This is a genomic window from Veillonella parvula, assembly GCF_047241225.1.
Lineage (GTDB): Bacteria > Bacillota > Negativicutes > Veillonellales > Veillonellaceae > Veillonella > Veillonella parvula_O.
This window is the reverse complement of record NZ_JBKTIE010000003.1, coordinates 410,083-428,475: the sequence shown is the minus strand read 5'-3', so window position 1 is coordinate 428,475 and position 18,393 is coordinate 410,083. Positions and strand designations below refer to the sequence as shown.

Below are 18,393 nucleotides of genomic sequence, written 5' to 3'. Positions count from 1 at the left end.
TTTAATACAGGTTTATCTTTTTACATTTTTTTTATGTGTAACTATGCTAAAAACGCAAACAAAAACGGATAGCTCATTACGAGCTATCCGTTTATTTCTTTGGTGATCCAGGAGGGATTCGAACCCCCGACCCACGGCTTAGAAGGCCGTTGCTCTATCCAACTGAGCTACTGAACCATGTGGATTCCCTATATAATTATCTATTATAGTATAAATTATGTACTATGTATCGTCAACTACACCCTATCTTAGTATACCCTAAAAAAGGCAAAAAAAAATGGAGCGGGTGAAGGGAATCGAACCCTCGCGACCAGCTTGGAAGGCTGGGGCTCTACCATTGAGCTACACCCGCAAATAAAAAATGGTCGGAGCAGCAGGATTCGAACCTGCGACCCCCTGGTCCCAAGCCAGGTGCGCTACCAAACTGCGCTATGCCCCGTCATTAATTACTTTGCTATTATAGCAAACCCGGTAGTTGATGTCAACCACTACTCTTGCTGAGTTCTTACTCTCTTGAGTATCGCTCTGCAACGAAAATTATTATATCATTGATAGAAACTAGTGACAAGTACTTTTTTACAACTTCATTAATTTTTTACTGATACATTAATACATTCTTTAATATATATCTATCCTTACTTCTATTATCCTATACGCCTACGCCTCTATATCATTTTAATCTATAGATTATTCGCCCTAATAGTATAAAGCCAATCATATACTTAATCGATCATATAAAAACATGCACCCCTTTCGAGGTGCATGTTGTATTGTTCTATGGTTATATAAGATTATAAAATGCTAGTAAAGCAAATAAATTAACCTTCGTAGCTACCATCTTCTATTGCTTGAGGATTTTTAGCAATACCTTGTTTTACAGCAACTTCAGCAACTGCTTTAGCAACAGCTGGAGCTACGCGAGGATCGAATACGGATGGCATTACGTTTTCTTCGTTCAATTCACTATCAGGAATCAAGTGAGCCAAAGCGTCAGCAGCAGCTAATTTCATTTCGTCAGTGATTTGAGACGCACGAACGTCGATAGCACCGCGGAATACACCTGGGAATACTGCTACGTTGTTGATTTGGTTAGGAGCATCGGAACGACCTGTACCAGCAACACGGATACCAGCAGCTTTCATATCAGCATATGTTGCTTCTGGATTAGGGTTAGCCATTGCAAATACAATTGCATCATCAGCTAAGCTTTCCAAAATTTCTTTTGTGAAAGCACCCGCTGCAGATACACCAAGAAGAATATCAGCACCTTTAGCATTTTCAGCCAAATCACCATGTTTTTCTTCAAGTTTAAGTAAATCGATTAATTCAGCTTGTAAAGAGTCAAGACGTTTGTAGTCTTTATGCAATACGCCAGAGGATACCAATAATGTAATATCACGAGCACCTGCAAGGTATAATAAGCGAGCAATATTAGCACCTGCCGCACCAGCACCGTTTACAACGATTTTAGCAGTAGCTAAATCCTTTTTAACCAAACGAAGAGCGCCTTTTACACCTGCTAAGCATGCGATAGCAGTACCGTGTTGGTCATCGTGGAATACAGGGATTTCTAACTCTGCTTTCAAACGATTTTCAACTTCATAGCATTTAGGAGAGGAAATATCTTCCAAATTAATACCAGCAAAGTTTTTTTGCAACAATTTTACTGTATTGATCAATGTATCAGCATCTTTTGTATCTACAACCAATGGAATGCAGTCTACATCACCGAATTTTTTGAACAATAAGGATTTACCTTCCATTACAGGCAATGCTGCTGCAGCGCCAATATCACCAAGGCCAAGTACACGAGTACCGTCAGATACAACGGCAACCATGTTGGAACGGCAAGTTAATTCGAAGGATTCTGCTTCATTATCTTTAATACGCAAACATGGTTCTGCTACACCTGGTGTGTAAGCTACAGATAAATCATGAGCGTCTTTTAATTCATATTTAGTTCCTACAGTAAGGAAACCTTTTAATTCACGTTTTTTTTGTACAGCTAATTCACGTACGTCCATAACAATTCTCCTTTGTGGATACACTCGGACTCTTTAGAGTCGGTAATTTATACCTTTAACTAATTGTATTATACAAAATGCTAAATCATAATTCAAGTTTTTTCGATATAGTTTTTCGATTTTTTTAAAAACAACTATCATTAAGCTCCCATAATAATAAAGATTAAGCTCCAGTAGTAATAAAGTAAATTATAAAAAAGTAGATAAACCATATAAGGCTTATCTACTTCAAATCTATCTTCGTATTATACGATAAAAGCTATAACAACAATGTTATAAAAGCTGTCTTTAAGCTTTTACAGATGGCAAATTGCGTCCATAGAAGATTTCCATCATTTCTTGTTTTAATTGATGTTTAATTTGCTTGATTTCACGATCGCTCAACTCTGACTCAGTAATGCCAAAAAGATAATTATCTAAATCAAATTCTTTTAACATCATCTTAGTATGGAAAATATTTTCTTGATATACATTTACATCAATCATGTTGTACATATTGCGAGTTTTTGCACTGATGTAATTTTGAATAGAATTGATACGATGATCAATATAAATTTTCTTACCAGACACGTCCCGAGTAAAGCCACGTACATGATAATCCAAGGTAAGAATATCAGAGTCAAAACTTTGAATTAAGTAATTAAGTGCATTTAACGGAGAGATTTGTCCACATGTAGACACTTCAATGTCGGCACGGAATGTACTAATCCCTTTGTGCGGATGGCTTTCAGGATACGTATGTACAGTAAGATGCGATTTATCTAAATGCATAACTACATCTTCTTTTTCAATTTCCTCTTCAGAAATTAAAATCGTAACAGAAGCACCTTGTGGATCATAATCTTGTTTCGCTACATTAAGGATATTGGCGCCGATGATATGGCTAACTTCCGTCAAAATAGCCGTTAAACGATCCGCATTGTATACTTCATCAATGTACTGAATGTATTGTTTTTTCTCTTCTTCCGTACGAGTATAACAAATATCATAAATATTAAAACTCAATGTTTTCGTGAGATTGTTAAAACCATATAACTTCATTTTAGGCTTTGCTTTAACTGGTGTATCCATGATATGTCATAACCCTTTCCATGCATAGACTTACTATTCCTTTTGAAAGTTTCAAAACCGAAGCTTTCACCATATAACTAAACAATATCTTGTTTATACACAAACTCTACATCAAACTGTCCATTATCGTAGGTAACGATGGCAAAGGTACCACCGGAGCGATCACGAGCCAAAGAAATACTACCAGGATTTACAAATACCGCATCACGGGCACGAACCTCCCCATGATGATGGCTATGACCGGACACGATGAGTCGCGCACCCATGTCAGTTCCTAACTCAATCAGTTTTTGTATTCGATTATAATATGATACCTCATGACCATGTGTCATGTAAATATAGGTATCTTCAAGAGGAATTAATTGCTCTCGTGGTTCAAGCGGTTGCACCCGGTCGTTGTTCCCACGCACAGCATATACAGGAATATCAGTATGTTCCTGCATATAGCGTGCGTCATCTCCAAAATCGCCAGCATGAAGCCACATATCAATGTCTTGATCAGCGGTAGCAGCCAAGACGAGGTCGATATCCTCTAGATACCCATGAGTGTCACTTAAAATGCCAATTCGTTTCATTGTATTTAATCTCTAATGCCACTATATTATATATTTATATGAACTATACCATATAGTTCGAAAATATCAAAGTTTGTTAATTAATTCACGTAATGCACGGCCACGATGACTAATCGTTTCCTTCTCTTCTATACTTAGCTCTGCCATCGTCTTTTTAAACTCAGGCACATAGAAGTACGGATCATAGCCAAAGCCATTCTCCCCTTTTGGCTCATCTTGAACGAGTCCATCACAATAGCCTTCCGCAGTAACTTCTCGGCCATCAGGATAAACAAGCGCTAAAGCGCATACATAATGACCTGTACGGTTACTTTTCCCTTGTAGTTCACGAATTAACTTCTCGTTGTTTGCATTGTCATCACCATGACGACCTGCATAACGCGCAGAATATACACCTGGTGCACCATTGAGGACATCGACAGTAATGCCAGAATCATCAGCAAGGCATGGGCGATTCGTAGCCCTCGCATAGTAACGAGCCTTCAACAGAGCATTTTCCATAAAGGTTGTACCAGTTTCCTCAGGCTCCTCAATGGAAATCACAGCTTTTACAGGTACACAATCGATAGATAAATGGGAAAAAGCCTCAGAGAACTCACGAATTTTTCCTTTATTGCCTGTAGCAAGCACAATTTGTTCCATTTTATACCTCCGGAGCTGTAGGATACTCTTTACCTACTTTATCTGCTGTCGCACCAAGTACTTCACGTTGTTTAGCCATGAGCTCATCTGTAGCAGCCTCTGCTAAATCAAGTAAAGCGTTGAGCTCATCACGATTAAATGTACCGTGTTCACCTGTACCTTGTACTTCAACCATATTACCAGAACCGGTACGGACTACATTCATATCTACAATGGCGGCACTATCCTCTTCGTAACAAAGGTCCGTAATAGGACCATCTGGACCAATACCTACGGAGATGGCTGCACAGAAGTCAGTAATTGGAAATTTGTCAGCTCCGCCAAAGGTGAAGTCCACCGCATCAACGAGGGCTACAAAGGCACCCGTAATAGAGGCTGTTCGTGTACCACCATCCGCTTGAATCACATCGCAGTCGATAGTGATAGAACGTTCTCCTAATGCTTCAAGGTCTACAACAGCACGCAATGCACGACCGATAAGGCGTTGAATTTCTACAGTCCGTCCTGTTTGTTTTCCCTTTGCAGCCTCACGGCTCACACGAGTTTGCGTAGAACGTGGCAATAATGAGTATTCCGCGGTTACCCATCCTTGCCCAGAACCTTTTAGCCAGCGTGGCACAGAATCCTCAACAGTAGCTGTACAGATAACCTTGGTCTTACCACACTCAATAAGTACAGAACCTTCTGCATACTCTGTAAAATTCCGTGTTATTTTAATAGGCCTCAATTGGCCCGCTGTTCTATTATCGCTGCGCATAGGAACCTCACCATTCTAAAACTAAATATTAGAACGCCCCTTACACAAAGGGGCGTTATTTCTTATATTATATCATAATTTTTCTATTTTTCAGCATTACGAATCATATTATAATTTACGCTTCTAACATGATAACTCGCATTATTATTTACGGAGATTAACATTATAATTCATATTGTCCGTCACCGAGTGGATCTACCACAACGTAACGGCTGGCTCCCCCTTCTGCTTTGGCTCGTTTTGCTTCTACAATAGCATCTTGACGCGTCCCTTCATCTGCTTGCCAAGGGATGAACATAGCATATACGCTTTGCGGCCCATACGGTCCATATTGTCCTCGTGAAAGCACGCTATGCCAGCCTACCTTGTCTTCGTACATACGCACCTTTTCAAGGCGCTCCTCCTGAACGCCTGTTTCGTCATAGTACACATTATAATGATTAGACCAAACGTCACCTACACCTACGCGCTCGTCTTTGGCCATCTTATGCCGGTTAGCCCATTGTATCTTCCACTTAGCGATTAAATCATCTATGTAACTAGTTACATTTTGACTCTGTTTGTATTTAGCAGGGTCAAAAGCAGGTTCTACGACCTTACTGTAATCAAGGCCTGCCATGGATAAAATGATACCTGTATTCACATATGGCAATGCTTCCTGTACGGAATAGCCTCCTTCTAAGACTGCTATATCTGCTTGTAATAAATCGACTAACTCTGCATAGCCCCTTGCAGTTACCTGCATATTAGCCAACGGATCACTAAAGTGATTATCTTGTCCTGCCGAGTTAATGACAATATCTGGATCAAACTCTTCAAGGATAGGCAATACCAGCTCGCGCATGACCTTCATCAAGCCTTCGTCACCGGTACCTGGTGGTAGTGGAATATCTATATTGCCACCGATGGCCTGAGGTCCACCAAATTCATCCATAAAGCCTGTACCAGGATATAAAGTACGTCCATCTTGATGGAAGCTAATATACAACGTATCAGGATCATGGTAAAACACATCTTGAGATCCATCACCATGGTGTACATCGGTATCTACTACGGCAACGCGTTTGATTCCATAGGTTTGACGTATGTGTTGAATCATAACGGCTTCAATATTAATCGTACAGAAGCCACGAATACCATGAACCATAGCCATCGCATGGTGACCTGGTGGTCTTACTAACGCAAAGGAGCGATCTACTTCACCGCGTATGACCGCATCAGCTGCCGCAATAGCACCTCCAGCAGATACTCGATGAGCTTCAGTCACCCAAGACTCTAAATTTGGAGCACCAACATGAACTCGCTCTATTGTATCCCAATCAGCTACTATTGGATTATATTCTCTAATATTCGGTATATCTAACAGACCTTCCTCAACAATTTGATCACGCGTATAGAGTAAACGCTCTTGTCGTTCAGGATGTGTTTCAGAAATTTTCCAGTCAAACGCAGGGAAAAAGACAAGACCTAAACTGTGATGATATTTAGCTTTATCAATAGTAGGATTCACGTCGTCATTCAGTTTCGTGTTTATATCCTTTTCTATAAGTCCATGACGCTCACGATAGGATAAACCTTTATTCCACATAGTGTTTCACCCCCGCCGCTAGTTGTACTTTCACCGTAATTAAACGCTCCATAGATTGCCAGCCCTCTACCACAGGGAAATCCTCAATGCTAATGATCTCGATTTCTTGCGACGTATCTAAACCTAAACGAAAAGCCTCTTCACTAAGAGCCTCCTTAGCTCGTTCTACAACTTGTTCCGCTCGTTTCAAAGTACATTTTTGTTGTTTAACACCTAATTCAGGAATGACTAGCAACCGACGTTTTGTGTCTACATGAACAGTGAGTTCGATGGTAGATAAAGCTAGTGCAGCGCCTATAGCATTTGCTACGGCAGCATTCTCAGGAATCGTAACAGGTAACTCTAGATACTCCCCGATACTCGGACCTAAACTTGGTGCTGTGCCCCCTACCACAACGATATGTTCTGGTACAAATACATCAGGATTTACAATATCTGCTACCACATAAATAGGTCGTTTATTTTCTACTTTTACGACCTCGTTAATACCATGTTGAATCGTTTGCAACGCTTTTTCTACGATTAGTCGTGCTACATCAGAGGCAGTCTTAATAAGAGTTAATTGATTATTTGAAGTATTTACATTATTAGATCGTAATGTAGCCTGTATAGCATCCGCTAAATCTTGTAAAGCTCGTGATGCCAGATTAAAGTCACCATAGTTTGCATGACCGAGCACGATAAGTGCATCCCCCAAGGTAGGTTCTATCCCACCTAGAGCCACTGATGGTCCCACTCGTTCAGGACCTACGGTAAGATTACCATTTTTAAGGCGAATTACAGATTCCCCACCAATACCGACGGAAGTAACGGCGAAGGATCGCACTGCACTTGGATACTCACGGATAGATACACCATTTTTTGTCATCAATGGTTTACCATGCTTCCAAAGGGATATATCCGTTGTAGTACCCCCAATATCTAGAGCCACTGTATGCTGATTACCTATAACGCCGAGAGCAGATAGTCCAAGAACTGTTGCGGCAGGGCCTGTAAAGGCGGTCTCTACTGGGCGACTCACCATGTGTTCTATTGGAAGAGAGCCTCCATCTGCTTTTAAAATGTGAAGTGGGGCCACTATATTCCGTGCACTGAGAGCATCTTCAACATTTTTCTTAAACACCGTAAATACTGGTGTTACAGCGCTATTAAAATAAGCGCTAATAGTACGCCGAGGGAAATTTAAAGAACCACTTAATAAACTACCATTAGAAATTACATGATATGTGTTTTTCAATTCTTCTGTTATAGATAGTTCTTCTTGAGGATTCCGCACCCCAAATTTAGCGGACACAGCAGCCAAATCAGTACCACTACGTGCTTGAACCATGTTGGCTATACCACGTACAGCATCAGCAGGGGTATGCTCTACAACGATACCTCTATGATCTGTATAACCTTGAAGGTATATAGGTTTCACAGGGAATATATCATCTACATTACGGCCTGGACCTGTAACCACATAGAGATCTACTACTTGCTCCTTCTCTTCTACGATGGTATTCGTCACTACGGTAGTAGATAAGGTTACTTGTTCAATATTTGATGTATCATAACCCTCCAAAACCGCATCTAAGGCCTCACCTATACCATTCATTAGATTATCCTTTGTAGTCCGCCTCTTGGCAGTTGCCACTACACGATGGCCATCAATGATAACAGCATCGGTAAAAGTACCACCTACGTCTAACCCTAGTAACATATAACCTCCTTATTAGTATTAATAAAGAATCTATACAAACTCAAAACAGAGTAAAGAAAACTCTATTTAAGCTAGCATATAATCTCTATTTGAACTAATATGCAATTCCTATTCAACCCTGCGTATAGTTCGTATTCAATCTCATTATATATAAAAAAGCTGTACCCATCTCTATGTGATGAGTACAGCCTTCTGTTATTTACCAGATACAGATGCGTAATTTTTGATGATAACAATCGGAGTCATTTGGCTATCATTACCAAATGGATTATCAATCAACAATTGTGCAATTTTCTTAGCGTCAATGCCACGACTTGTACCTAAAATAGCGGACCGTTTCAAGTCATTAACGTCAGCTACAACGGCACCATAACAACCAGTGCGAGATACAATTTTCTCAGCCACTTTATCAGGATCCTTTGGACCAAATACAATATGCTTATCAAATGGAGGCATAGTCCCCGTTACATCATCTGTTAAGGATGCAGCACGAGCAATTGCATAGAACACGCCAGGTTTACGGAAAATTTTAGCAATAGCACCTAAAATAAAAGCACCTAACACCTTCCATTTACCGTCCAAATTCATAGCCGATTGCATACCATAAATAGATGCCATGGAGCCATCTGGATGAATAAAACGATTAATTAAACGAGCTTGCCAGCATACATCTAGCTCTTCAGGACGTGTAAAACGGCCTTGCGTAATAGCCACTACAGATTCAGCAACGCATACGATATCTTCAGGTCCAATATTATGACCCCCAAATTCAACGATAGCATCAACGATGTCATCATTATCTGTAAGAATACGTGTTGGCACACATACTAACTCTAATTCTGCCATTGTTATGCCTCCTTATTGAACCATTGCTGCTTGAACTTCTTCAGCAGTCAAACGAATACGCTGTTTATCGATATGATAGTCTGTCCGACCTACGATTTGGTAGTAAATATCGATGTCCATATAAGGGAATCCCTTAATATCTTCTCGAATATTGCCAGTTTTACCTGTTAATGTAACATATACACGAATTGTGCCACCTTTGCGTGGTTTGATAATTATAGCTTCAAAGTATCCATCTTGACGCGGACGATTAATATCCATAGCCCAGGCATTTACCTTAATAGCATCAAAATGTTCTTCTGGTAATAATGGACGTGGAAATAAGTCCATTATTGTGCCTAATTGGCGCCCTTTATTTACAAATGGTATATCACAGAACAACGTAATGGACTCAAAATTACGATCAGATACTTGAAAGTTCGTTGCTCGTTTCGCTAATAAGACAATATTTTCATTACCTTGTTTCAATACAAACAAACGGAATAATAAGTACAGAGCTGCAACAGCCACAATAATAGCTATTACTGCACTGAGGATGTTATAAAACCACATAGGGTATCTCCTTTATAATGTAATATGTTCAATGGTACGACGGCTTGTATCAAGAAAGGATGCACTCAATGCATCACCAAGTTCGACATCCTTTGTAAAACACAATGTCACGGTGCCTACAGTATCTTGAGGATTGAAAAGATTTTTACTCTCAAGTCTGTGACGAACCAATTCACTTGTTTCAAAAGCAGGATCAATGAACTGAATGCGACATGACGTTAGTTCCTCTAGTAAAGGTTGTACAAATGGGAAATGAGTACAACCCAAAACGACTACCTCAATTTCTCGAGATAATAAAGGTTCTAAATACTCCTTACATACTTCACGAACAAAGTAATCATCTAAATGACCTTGTTCAATAAGCCCCGCCAACTCTGGACAAGGTTGTTCCCAAACCAAAACCTCATGATCAACTTCTAAAGCCACATGCTTATGAATATGACTATTTACAGTGGCTACGGTTGCCATAATACCGATAGTCTTGCTTTTACTTTTATTAATGGCTGTTTTCACACCTTGTGATACACCAATAACTGGCACAGATACAAGTTCACGTACCGCATCAAGAGCCACAACGGTGAAGGTATTACAGGCAATCACCATCAACTTAACAGGCTGCCTTTCTAGCGTCTCCGCAATACGACACGCCAAATAAGTGATTTCATCATCACTGCGATTACCTACAGGATTATTCGCATTATCACCGATATAGATGAAATCTTCGTTAGGAAATTGTTCTTGTAACACCTTTAACACAGATAATCCGCCTACACCAGAGTCAAATACACCGATAGGCAATTGTTGTACATTACTCATGCGGCATCTCCTCAACAGCTGCTAACATAGGCAGATAAAAAGTATCGTCTAATCGCACAATTTTTCCTGTTAATTTTGACATAAAGGCATTCTTAGTTTCTCCCGTAGCAAGTAACACACCATCACTAGCACGGCGCATACGATAGCGAAACACCATTTGAGCCCTCGTCATCTTAACCAAATACGTTTCGATGTGAAGTTCATCATCGAAATTCGCAGGTTCTTTATAATTGCAAGATACATTCATGATGGGAAATACAATATCCTCATTCATCATATCCCACAAAGTGACACCGATCTTACGAAGGAATTCAATGCGCGCCATTTCAAACCATCTAAAATGGTTACTATGGTGAGCAATCCCCATCATATCAGTTTCATAAAATCGTACATTTACTGAAGCAATATGCATAAATTCTGTCCTTTTTAAATAGTATACAATTTTTATTCTATATCTATTACTTTAGTGTGTCAAATAAATAAAGGCAGTTCAATCACTGTGGATCAAACTGCCTAAAATGGTAAAAGTTAGCGACTGCTACCAAATGGAAAGAATTTTTTTGCCTCTTCTTGATGACTCGTTTTGATATAACGATTCGCAATCTTAAAGGCTAATCCGAGTACTGCCACATCATCTACCCAACCTAATACAGCAATCGCATCCGGCACAATATCAATAGGTAATACCAAATACCCTAAGGCACCTGCAATGACCGCTTTTACATATTTGGGAGTATCCTTGTCACGAAAACAAAGGAACAAGGTTACTGCTTGTTGTACAAAGGCAAGTTTCTTACCATATCGACCAAGAAACCCTAAAAATCTTGATTCGCTAAAATACTTACCATATTTAATAATATTAAATGGATTCATAGTAATAATAATCCTTCAGCGTTTATTTACGCAAACCGCCAATTTTTTCTTTCGCTGTATTAACAGTGTTTGTAGCAACATCTTTTGCTGTCTCTACGGCATCAGAAGCTTTAGTTTTTGCAGTTTCTACTGCTACTTGTGCAGAAGCTTTTGCCACTTCTACACCACCTTTTGCGAATTCTTTGGCTACTTCAATACCTTCTTTAGCAGAATCAATTTTTTCTTTCGCTGCATCAGAAACCTTTGCTACAACCTCTGCTGCGTTATCATGGATTTGGTATTTTGTTTCATTATTCCATTTATTGATGGCAGGTGTTACTTTTTCATCGTAAACTTGCTTTAAAGATTCTTTAGCAAGACCTGTTTCGTTAGCAATCCCAGCCCATACGTCACGTTGACCTTGAGTGAAAGGAATGCTAGCACTTGCATCACGAACGATTTCAGAAGCAATAGCTTTGCCATTTTCAAGGAATTCAGCAACCATCGGTTTGTAACGTTCGATATCAGAAGGCATGCCATCTTGAATCCAAATATTTGCAATTTTACCAATAGCATAAGTTAAACCGATAGCTACAGGAACGCGAACAGCTTTAATTGGAATTAGAAGGGATACTGCAGCTGTACCTACAGCTGTGCTAAGACCACCTACTAAACCAACTACAGCACCTGCTTGCAATTCTACATCATAAAGATGAGCAATGCGAGTTACCATGTACGTAGCATTGGCGCACAAAGCGACACTGCTGAATTTAGAGGATAATGCCAATGCTGCCGCACGACCTGCCCCCCAGAAGATAAATTGTTCAACTTGATAGTCACGATCTTGAGATCCATCCGTAAGGGGCTCAAGTGTTACGCCATTATATTCTGCCATAAGTATTCTCCTTTGTTGTGAACCAACTATAGGTCTTATTATTAGTATTATTATACCATTCTATTGATAGAAGTGAAATGAATTTTTCTAATTATCCATATATAATAGCTTCTAATATTTTCTATATTACCAACTTGTGAGTCCTCCATCGATTGTCCAGGCTGCACCTGTCACAAAAGACGCCTTATTACTCAACAAAAATACAATTACTTCTCCAATTTCATGAGGCTTAGCAATACGACCTAATGGGTAATGTTGGCCCATTTCAGCCTTAGCAGCCGCCGCATCTTGGTGGGCATTAGCAATCTGTTTATCTACTAATGATGTATCTACATCACCAGGACACACACAGTTTACACGAACACTGTGAGGTGCCATTTCAAGGGATAGAGATTTTGTAAAGCTCACTACAGCTCCCTTTGACGCACCATATACAGAACAAGCTACATTACCTTGTAAACCCGCATCACTAGCAATCGTTACAATACTGCCCTTTGAAGACCGTAAATAGGGAAGCGCCGCTTGGCATAAGAATACAGTACCTTTTACATTGGTTCCAAACATTTCATCAAAAGCTGCCTCTGTAACATCAGCTAGTAACTCTTCTTCATAATAGCCTGCAGCTGTTACAAGAGCAGACACCCCACCAAATAAATCTACTGTTTCTTTTACAATTCGCTGACAGTCCTCAATTTTAGATACATCACCTTGAATATATTGCACCTTAGAGGAATAGCGACGTAGCTTAGTTTTAACCTTTTGACCAACTTTTTCATTTCGACCATTGATGACTACACACCAACCTTCTTTAAGTAAAAGCTTTGCCGTAGCAAATCCAATACCCGATGTACCACCACTAATCAAGGCCACTTGAACATCACTTTTATGAGGCATACCTTGCCCTCCTATAATGTTGAAATATAGTCATAGACTAATTTCAACAACATAACTGTCGTTACCGACAAGAATACAACTCGCACCAAAGATGAGCCCTTCGCAATTGCCAAATGCGAGCCTAAATAAGCACCTATAATTTGACCTGCCCCGGTGGCAAGACCATACTTAACATTGACGTGTCCTAAATATAAAAATACCAATAAAGACGCCAAATTACTAGTAAAATTCAATATTTTTGCATTAGCAGATGCATGTAAAAAATCAAAGCCTGTAAAGATAAAGCCCATAATCAGAAATGTACCTGTACCAGGACCAATAAAGCCGTCATATATACCAATGCCAAGAGCAAAAGCCATACAAATATATAGCGCTTTTCCTGCTACCTGAGATGTACGATTGATTTCACCCCAGTCTTTTTTGAACACCACAAAGAGTGTTACACAAACAAGTAATATGATAATAATAGGCTTTACATATAGCGGTGGTAAAGAAACAACCGCCAAGGTACCAAGCATAGAACCCACAAAGGTAAAAGGCAGTAATTTACGAACTAGGGAAAAATCAACCATGTGATTTCTCAAAAATGTAATCGATGCACTGCCAGCACCAAAGATACTGGATAATTTATTACTGCCTAGAGCCACACTAGGTGGAAGATTTGTTAATAACATGGCAGGTACAGAAATGAGGCCTCCCCCGCCTACAATGGAGTCTACAAAGCCAGCAAACGCACCAGCTACGGCGAGTAAAACGAGTATAAGGATATCAAATGGTAAACCTGTTACCGCAATGAGCCACTCCATAATAAACCTCCTACAGATAGCACATCAACGGTCGCCAAAGGCCACCGTTGTCATGCTAGTTTATTTTATTTTGCACCTAGACGATTGAGAGCCAATGTATAACCATCCGCACCATATACTAAACAGCGCTTTACACGACTAATCGTAGCAGTACTCGCGCCCGTTTCTTCTACGATTTTCTCATAGCTATCCCCTGCGCGAAGCATTTTTGCTACTTGTAAGCGTTGAGATAATGCTTTTAATTCGTTAATCGTACAGATATCTTCAAAAAATGCATAGCATTCCTCTGTATTTTCAAGCGTTAAAATGGCGGTGAACAATTCGTCATTTTGTTGACTTCTCAATTTTTCATTGATACTCATAGGATCCTCCTACTTCTTATTCATCGCTTTAGACCAAGCATCACCAATCATTTGTACAACTTGTACCAATACAATCAAGATGATGATTGTAGCGATCATAATATCGGCTTGGAAACGTTGGTAACCATATCGGATAGCAATATCCCCAAGACCACCACCACCAATAGCACCAGCCATCGCAGAGTAACCGATGAGGTTAACGATAAGCACCGTTACATTGTCAATAATTGTTGGCAATGCTTCTGGTAATAATACTTTCCAAATGATTTGTAATGGGCTTGCCCCCATGGATTGAGCCGCCTCGATAACGCCAAAATTGATGTCCTTAATAGACGTTTCTACTAGGCGTGCCAAAAACGGAATTGCCGCAATGGTCAACGGCACACATGCTGCAGTTGTACCAATGGAGGTACCTACCACCATACGAGTAAACGGAATGATGGCAACCATCAAGATGATGAAAGGTACAGAACGCGTGGCATTGACAATGGCACCCAATACTTTATTGAGTGTTACATTCTCCAAGATATGACCTTTAGAAGTAACGACCAGAACAACACCAAGAGGAATACCTAATAACATTGCCATTACAGTAGAAATTATCGTCATTTGCAATGTATCAAGGGTACCAGTTATGAGTAGATTAATGATTTGCTCTGACATAACCGATCACCTCGCTTTCAATTGGTAACGTTTTGATGTAGTCCAAACCTTCTTGCGCATTTTCTGGGTCACCATTCAAGATAACGATGAGGCGACCAACGCTCGTATTTTGGATGTAATCAATGCCGCCAAAAAGGATGCTTACATCTAAATTAAAGCGTCTCACAAGGCCTGCTACTACAGGCTCATCTGTTGCTTGTCCTGTAAATTTGAGGCGCACTAAAGGTGCTGTCCCTGCAATCCATTGATCATGTAATTCCAAGTGTTCCAATGCTTCTGGAGGTAAGTTATCACTCACTACAGAGCTAATAAACTCTTTTGTCGTATTTTCGCGAGGATGTGTGAATACTTCAACCGTGCTACCTTCTTCAAGTATTATGCCGCCTTCAATAACCGCCACGCGATCACAGATTTCACGGATAACGTGCATCTCATGTGTAATGAGCACAATAGTGAGCCCCATCTTCTCGTTAATATTTTTCAACAATTTCAAAATAGAATCTGTTGTTTGAGGATCAAGGGCAGATGTAGCTTCGTCACAAAGGAGAACCTTTGGATTAGACGCTAAAGCACGAGCAATACCAACACGTTGTTTTTGACCACCAGACAATTGAGATGGATAGTTGTTCATCCGGTCTGTAAGGCCTACGATATCAAGAATTGGCGTAATGCGTTCCTTGATTTCAGATTTGCTCATTCCTTGTAATTCCAACGGAAATGCCACATTGTCATATACGGTACGAGAAGACAATAGGTTAAAATGTTGGAAAATCATGCCAATATCTTTTCGCGCTTTACGCAAATCAGATTTGCTAAGTGTAGTTAAGTCTGTACCATTTACGATAACAGAGCCAGATGTAGGTGCTTCGAGCATATTGATGCAACGAATCAATGTGGATTTACCGGCACCGGATTGACCGATAATGCCAAAGATTTCGCCTTCTTTCACATTTAGGCTAATATCTTTCAACGCTTCCACACGAGTAGCGCCTTCATAGACTTTACTAATGTGTTCTAATTGTATCAAAATAATTTCCTTTCTTAAGGTAAATGTTTAACATTTGATGAAAGCAGCTTATCTATCAAGGTAGTCCTTCTTCCATCAATTTTTCTAGTGCTTCGCGTAGACGAAGTGTAATAGCACCTGGTTTACCACCAGATACTGGATTTCTGTCTAGCTTAGTAATTGGGATGACACCACCAATTGTATCGGTAAAGAATAGTTCGTCCGCTTCATCTACAAAGGTGCGGTCAAATTCTTTCTCAATAATGGTAATACCTAAAGATGGTGCTACACGGGTTAAGATCATTTGGCGCGTAATACCTTTTAAGATATGATTATCTGCTGGATGCGTGTACAAGATACCATCTTTAACAGCAAACACATTAGATGTAGCGCCCTCTGTACAAATGCCATCACGGAACAAGATGGCTGTATAGGCAAATTTCTTTTCTGCTTTTGTTTGCGCCAAAATATTCGGGATCAAGTTAGTGGTCTTAATATCTACATGTTCCCAACGTTCATCAGGCAAAGCTATCGCTTTTACACCTTCACCCAATTTATTGACTTCATCTAAATCCAAGGTACGGATAGACATAAGCATTTGTGGTTCTAATTTAGAGCGATCATAAGCATGATGACGTGGTGCTACACCACGAGAGATTTGTAAATAAATATAGCCCTCTTTGATTTCACTTTGCTCGATCAAAATTTCGTGCAATTCTGTCAAATCATCAGGGGTCATTTTTACAGGGATATCCATTTCACGCATAGAGCGATACAAGCGATCTTGGTGGTAAGACAAAGCGAAGCAACGGCCTTTTACGACGCGAACAACTTCATATACAGAGTCACCAAATAAATAGCCACGGTCATCAATGCTGATAACTTTGGCACCTGGTTCGACGAATTCACCGTTAAAATATGTTAATTCTTGCATAGGAGCACCTCTTTTTCTATTTCGTTACTCTATCAAGTGGTAATCATCATGGACTTATTATAACACAATTACTTTCAAATTTTCACACTTTACTTTGTGAAAGATATTAATTCGATATACAAAAATCCGCTAGGATACCATAGTTAAAAACTATATCCTAGCGGATGTATAACAAATATTATTTTAATACTAAATCAGCACTACAGAAATAACTAAAACTAGGTACACCATTAGAGTACTAGTACCAATTAGGTTTCTCTATACAATAGTTCCCATACTAGACTAATGCCCCAGTATAAATTTACGGATAGATTTAGGCATATAATTAAGAGCCACCGTAGACAAATAGGATAATCCCAACGCCATAATATACATAATTAACACGTTGGACACCGTATACAAGAGATTATATTTAGCCATCACACCCGAAATGATTAACAACCAAAATGGATGTGATAAATAAATACCATACGATTTATCGCCTATCTCAGACCAAATGGACTCCATCGTCACATTCATAGGTAGCCTTTGGAATAGGAACAAACTAAACATCGTTCCCAATCCTGTATAAAGAACGCCCATAGGACTCATTTGATGTACCGTGTAAATTGCTTCTAACACAGTGTAATGCCATACGTCCATGACATAGTAATAAGAGCCAAGCATCAACAATATGGAGCTTACCGCGCTGACGCCTAAAAGGTAACGATAACGCCACATATATTCGCAGACGGGTTCATATCGTTCAGCACATACGGCACCTAAAAGGAAAATCCACACATAATGAATAACCCAATAGTTGAGTCGCATATCAAAAAGATATTTAAGAACTGGCTGATTGCTTAGATTTTCTGTTACCCAACGGCCAAGCATGTAAGACGAAACATAATCGATACCAACTTGGATGACAAATAGTAACACCAACCAAAATACAGGCCGTTTTAAGATGACTTTCACCATGGCCCGCCATAATGGCATCATCACGTAGAACCATAGCAAAATAACCATAAAATATAGATGATACATAGAGGTACCAAAGAGTAGATTTATCGCCAACGGCCCTGGATGTAAATTGCCAAGGTTATGAGCTGTCATCCCTGTATATAGCAAGTAAAAGATGGACCACGTAATATATGGAAATAGCACCACCTGAATGCGGCGGTGCATAAATTCCTTATATGAGAATGGTCCCTCTACCGAGGTATGATAAAACAAGCCAAATGCAGAGAGGAAGAAAAACGCAGGCACTCCAAAGCGAGAGAGAATTTCTAACACGCTGATGAGTTCTAAATTTACAAAAGGATTTTGCAATGCGTAAGATCCTACATGAATGCCGATAACACCGAGCATACAGAGGCCTCGCATATAAGTAATTTCCGGTAAAAACGCTTTTTTCATAGCCATTGCC

20 protein-coding genes and 3 tRNA genes are annotated in these 18,393 nt (G+C 39.7%); all 23 read right to left on the bottom strand.

Going from position 1 to position 18,393, the window contains the following annotated elements; all coding sequences use genetic code 11:
• Positions 1-100: 100 nt before the first annotated feature.
• Positions 101-177 (bottom strand) — tRNA-Arg (locus tag ACLRYO_RS08045).
• A gap of 101 nt (positions 178-278) precedes the next feature.
• Positions 279-352, bottom strand: a tRNA-Gly gene (locus ACLRYO_RS08040).
• 10 nt (positions 353-362) lie between these two features.
• A tRNA-Pro gene (locus tag ACLRYO_RS08035) sits at positions 363-439 on the bottom strand.
• Between the two features lie 379 nt (positions 440-818).
• The gene (locus ACLRYO_RS08030) at positions 819-2,024 is read right to left on the bottom strand and encodes an NADP-dependent malic enzyme (RefSeq protein ID WP_004693580.1); all 1,206 of its coding nucleotides are present in this window, start codon (positions 2,022-2,024) and stop codon (positions 819-821) included.
• A gap of 288 nt (positions 2,025-2,312) precedes the next feature.
• Entirely contained in the window at positions 2,313-3,095 is a 783-nt protein-coding gene (speD, locus tag ACLRYO_RS08025; RefSeq protein ID WP_008715652.1) for an adenosylmethionine decarboxylase, read from the bottom strand.
• Positions 3,096-3,172: 77 nt separating this feature from the next.
• Positions 3,173-3,670, bottom strand: coding sequence for a metallophosphoesterase family protein (locus ACLRYO_RS08020; RefSeq protein ID WP_004693585.1), 498 nt, complete (start codon positions 3,668-3,670; stop codon positions 3,173-3,175).
• Positions 3,671-3,736: 66 nt separating this feature from the next.
• Positions 3,737-4,312 (bottom strand): XTP/dITP diphosphatase, encoded by a 576-nt coding sequence (locus tag ACLRYO_RS08015; RefSeq protein WP_221741301.1) that lies wholly within the window; start codon positions 4,310-4,312, stop codon positions 3,737-3,739.
• A 1-nt stretch (position 4,313) separates the two neighbouring features.
• A complete protein-coding gene (gene rph, locus ACLRYO_RS08010; RefSeq protein WP_221741302.1) occupies positions 4,314-5,069 on the bottom strand; it encodes a ribonuclease PH in 756 nt (251 codons plus the stop codon).
• 163 nt (positions 5,070-5,232) lie between these two features.
• The gene (locus tag ACLRYO_RS08005; RefSeq protein ID WP_413084801.1) at positions 5,233-6,657 is read right to left on the bottom strand and encodes a histone deacetylase; all 1,425 of its coding nucleotides are present in this window, start codon (positions 6,655-6,657) and stop codon (positions 5,233-5,235) included.
• On the bottom strand, positions 6,647-8,359 hold the full coding sequence (locus tag ACLRYO_RS08000) for a hydantoinase/oxoprolinase family protein (RefSeq protein ID WP_413084800.1): 1,713 nt from the start codon (positions 8,357-8,359) through the stop codon (positions 6,647-6,649). The genes ACLRYO_RS08005 and ACLRYO_RS08000 overlap by 11 nt, the downstream gene beginning before the upstream one ends.
• Before the next feature lie 195 nt (positions 8,360-8,554).
• Positions 8,555-9,205 carry a coenzyme F420-0:L-glutamate ligase gene (locus ACLRYO_RS07995; protein ID WP_004698361.1) on the bottom strand — a complete coding sequence of 217 codons (651 nt, stop codon included), beginning with the start codon at positions 9,203-9,205 and terminating at the stop codon, positions 8,555-8,557.
• Between the two features lie 12 nt (positions 9,206-9,217).
• The gene (locus ACLRYO_RS07990) at positions 9,218-9,757 is read right to left on the bottom strand and encodes a hypothetical protein (protein WP_004698324.1); all 540 of its coding nucleotides are present in this window, start codon (positions 9,755-9,757) and stop codon (positions 9,218-9,220) included.
• Positions 9,758-9,769: 12 nt separating this feature from the next.
• Positions 9,770-10,573 carry a glutamate racemase gene (murI, locus tag ACLRYO_RS07985; RefSeq protein WP_039965340.1) on the bottom strand — a complete coding sequence of 268 codons (804 nt, stop codon included), beginning with the start codon at positions 10,571-10,573 and terminating at the stop codon, positions 9,770-9,772.
• Positions 10,566-10,985 (bottom strand): acyl-CoA thioesterase, encoded by a 420-nt coding sequence (locus ACLRYO_RS07980; RefSeq protein WP_008602735.1) that lies wholly within the window; start codon positions 10,983-10,985, stop codon positions 10,566-10,568. Before ACLRYO_RS07980 ends, murI begins: the two co-directional genes overlap by 8 nt.
• 116 nt (positions 10,986-11,101) lie before the next feature.
• Positions 11,102-11,446, bottom strand: a complete 345-nt coding sequence (locus tag ACLRYO_RS07975) for a YkvA family protein (RefSeq protein ID WP_004693603.1) — start codon at positions 11,444-11,446, stop codon at positions 11,102-11,104.
• A 22-nt stretch (positions 11,447-11,468) separates the two neighbouring features.
• Complete coding sequence (locus tag ACLRYO_RS07970; RefSeq protein ID WP_349208911.1) at positions 11,469-12,320, bottom strand: hypothetical protein; 852 nt, start codon at positions 12,318-12,320, stop codon at positions 11,469-11,471.
• A 126-nt stretch (positions 12,321-12,446) separates the two neighbouring features.
• On the bottom strand, positions 12,447-13,214 hold the full coding sequence (locus tag ACLRYO_RS07965; RefSeq protein WP_118090942.1) for an SDR family NAD(P)-dependent oxidoreductase: 768 nt from the start codon (positions 13,212-13,214) through the stop codon (positions 12,447-12,449).
• A gap of 11 nt (positions 13,215-13,225) precedes the next feature.
• Positions 13,226-14,020 carry a TSUP family transporter gene (locus ACLRYO_RS07960; protein WP_349208912.1) on the bottom strand — a complete coding sequence of 265 codons (795 nt, stop codon included), beginning with the start codon at positions 14,018-14,020 and terminating at the stop codon, positions 13,226-13,228.
• Positions 14,021-14,085: 65 nt separating this feature from the next.
• Complete coding sequence (locus tag ACLRYO_RS07955) at positions 14,086-14,382, bottom strand: YerC/YecD family TrpR-related protein (protein ID WP_278452056.1); 297 nt, start codon at positions 14,380-14,382, stop codon at positions 14,086-14,088.
• Positions 14,383-14,391: 9 nt separating this feature from the next.
• The gene (locus ACLRYO_RS07950; protein ID WP_008715638.1) at positions 14,392-15,045 is read right to left on the bottom strand and encodes a methionine ABC transporter permease; all 654 of its coding nucleotides are present in this window, start codon (positions 15,043-15,045) and stop codon (positions 14,392-14,394) included.
• Positions 15,026-16,072 (bottom strand): methionine ABC transporter ATP-binding protein, encoded by a 1,047-nt coding sequence (locus tag ACLRYO_RS07945; protein WP_039965347.1) that lies wholly within the window; start codon positions 16,070-16,072, stop codon positions 15,026-15,028. Before ACLRYO_RS07945 ends, ACLRYO_RS07950 begins: the two co-directional genes overlap by 20 nt.
• A 55-nt stretch (positions 16,073-16,127) precedes the next feature.
• Positions 16,128-16,985 (bottom strand): aminotransferase class IV, encoded by an 858-nt coding sequence (locus ACLRYO_RS07940; RefSeq protein ID WP_008602746.1) that lies wholly within the window; start codon positions 16,983-16,985, stop codon positions 16,128-16,130.
• Positions 16,986-17,267: 282 nt separating this feature from the next.
• On the bottom strand, positions 17,268-18,389 hold the full coding sequence (locus ACLRYO_RS07935; RefSeq protein WP_221741310.1) for an acyltransferase: 1,122 nt from the start codon (positions 18,387-18,389) through the stop codon (positions 17,268-17,270).
• Positions 18,390-18,393: the final 4 nt, after the last annotated feature.